Origin of the sequence: Bartonella rattaustraliani AUST/NH4, from assembly GCF_000312565.1 — a bacterium.
GTDB lineage: Bacteria > Pseudomonadota > Alphaproteobacteria > Rhizobiales > Rhizobiaceae > Bartonella > Bartonella rattaustraliani.
The window spans coordinates 1-2,586 of the sequence record NZ_CALW02000104.1; the positions used below are offsets into that span (position 1 = coordinate 1).

Consider the following 2,586-nt stretch of genomic DNA (forward strand, 5'->3'; position numbering starts at 1 on the left):
CACGGGAAAAGTGTAACGGCGGACTAGTTACCGTGGTTTTAGCGCCCGGTGCCCTTAGGGGTGTCAAGATAAAACTTTTTTAACTAGGATTTTTATTATGAGCAATTTTCAAAAAAAATATGAACTCACAGATGAAAGCATACAATCTCAAGATAGAGAAATTAAAAGAACTATAACGCTTTATCACATTAGAGCTATTAGAGATTTTGCAGATGTGAAAGCAGGGGATCTTGGTGGCTTTATTGAAAAGGAAAGCAACTTGTCTCATGATGACAATTGCTGGGTTTACGATAAAGCTAGGGTTTTCCAAAATGCACGCGTTTTCGAAAATGCCAAGATTTTTAATAATGCTATTATAATGGGCTTGGTTTATGGCAATGCAAAAGTGACTGGCTATCACACTATTAGAGGTTTGGTGCATGGCAATGCAAGGTTAAAAAGAAATGGTCATTCATATGTCAAACAAAACGTTTATTATGCATATGGGATTCTGAGGATTGTGAAATTTATGAAAATGATACCGTTGTAAAGATTACTGAAAATAATTCCGCATAATTAACCAGGCGTGGCGGGGGCGTCTTTTAAGAGAGTTAAAAAAAGAGCCGTACCAAATGAATGATGCGGCTTTAATTTTAACAAAACCCAAAAAAAACAACTACCTGTAGAAGTTAGATACATATGTATAAAAACTCTATCAAATTACAAGCGCTCATAATAAAAACCGTGCAAATCACTAGGCAACTTAACACGGCTTTTATCAAAATGATTCGTCGGTTTAGGCACTTTTATCTAAAGAAAACGAAAAAAGTACGAATTCATAACTAAGAGACAAGAGAAATGTTCAGAGCAATAAATTCAACACTATTTTGATACATAATGTGCATAATTGCAAGTGCTAAATAAAAAACGCGCCATTAAATGACGCGGTTTTTAACTTGCGTAGATTTTTTGAACTAAGAGGAAACTTCGATTTATATACCAAATAGCCTCTAAAATTGCAAGCAAAAAATGTAGATTCATTGTTTAGATTCAACATGTTATGGTATATTTGTTTGTGTAATATATCAATATGTGTTATAATGGAAATTATATAACTTATAGCGTGTTAATTAGGGGTCTCATAGAAAATGTTGAATAAAGTAATGTTAATTGGCTTTGTGGGAGCCGATCCTGAAAGCAAAGCAATGCCGTCTGGTATTGAAGTGGTCAATTTCCGTATAGCAACATCTGAAAGCTATACAGACAAAAGCACCCATGAGAAGGTAAAGAAAACAGAATGGCATTCAATCGTGGTTTTCAATCAACACCTAGCCAAAATAGCACTGCAGTATCTCAATAAAGGCATATTCGATATAATACCAAAAAATACAATAAAGTCAATAGCTTGTATGCAATTATTTTATATGAATCCACTTAAGAATCCACACTTTTATACGTGATTCAATTGACCATTTTTTATCAACAATTGCTATTTATAAACAAAGCCTGAAAAGCAAGCCATGACATAAATCTTATAACGCATGTGAGCATTCAAAAGCAGTAATCATTCATAACAATTCAATAATACGTTTTAATCATAAAATCGATAGTTACTATTAGACACAATCGTTTGAAATTATCCAATCATATAATTGCATGTGTTTAAATCACATCTTAACAAACGTTAAAAATTGTTAGCTCTAAAAAACAACGCCTTTAAAATTGGAGCGGTTAATTTTGCTAGCTAAAATAGAAACGGCTTTTGATAGGTGCCTCCAAAATTGGGGGGACCTTCTTTAGAGTATAATTCTTTAAGTATTCTCTTAATATCACGCATAAATCACTCATCTCAAGTTTGGATTCGTTAAGTTCTCAAACATTCTCTTGAGATCACGATAGGCGTAGTGAAACGGTTTAGTTATAAAAGACTTTCTATTGTAGTCATAAGATTATGCGTGCTTTATATCTCATTTGATAAAAGCCATTGTTTGTTTGTCTTATGAGAGATTGGTTTCAAAATCAACGCTTGCAAGGCAAGCATAAAATCAAAAGAGCGGGTTTATTGCTAATTTACACTTACCAACGCATTTACTCTTAATTGGATTGATAGAGACCTTACAAAACGTTTTAATCTACTCAATAGGTTTTATCGTAAATGCTGTATTCACAGTTTCTCTCTTCATATCAAATATAACAAGAACGTTTTATGCTTTTTTGGATAACGTTTCATAATGACAATAAAGAACTTGCAATATGATAGGTTTTGTATATAGAGGCATTTATTGTAAATTTGTATTTTTTATGCATTTCAATCTATAAAGCCGCGCTTTTAATCGACGCGGCTTTTTTAATAGGTTTAAAAAATAAGGGGCCCCCCCATGCCTCGTTATTTATTGTTTTTAATATCAACAATCATCCGACCTTTATAAACCTCTTGATGATTTTTAATAAAGCTTATTTTGCTTTTTTTATCGAGAATGGCAGTACCATAGACTTTACCCCAAACCTTAATCTTGTGGGAAATCTTTGCTCTATCATAAACAGAACCATAAATTTCAGCCGTGCCACTCACTCGAGCATGCCCATAGACCTCACCATAAATTTTCG

1 protein-coding gene and 2 pseudogenes are annotated in these 2,586 nt (G+C 33.2%); 2 read left to right on the forward strand and 1 reads right to left on the reverse strand.

Going from position 1 to position 2,586, the window contains the following annotated elements:
* The first annotated feature begins 97 nt into the window (after positions 1–97).
* Both BN67_RS12365 and ssb read left to right on the forward strand, forming a co-directional pair.
* Positions 98–529, forward strand: coding sequence for a hypothetical protein (locus BN67_RS12365; RefSeq protein WP_051011307.1), 432 nt, complete (start codon positions 98–100; stop codon positions 527–529).
* Between the two features lie 598 nt (positions 530–1,127).
* Positions 1,128–1,343 (forward strand): annotated as a pseudogene (gene ssb / locus BN67_RS12370) (single-stranded DNA-binding protein); the annotation flags it as partial.
* A gap of 1,022 nt (positions 1,344–2,365) precedes the next feature.
* Here the strand turns inward: ssb and BN67_RS14590 are convergent.
* Positions 2,366–2,586 (reverse strand): annotated as a pseudogene (locus BN67_RS14590) (hypothetical protein); the annotation flags it as partial.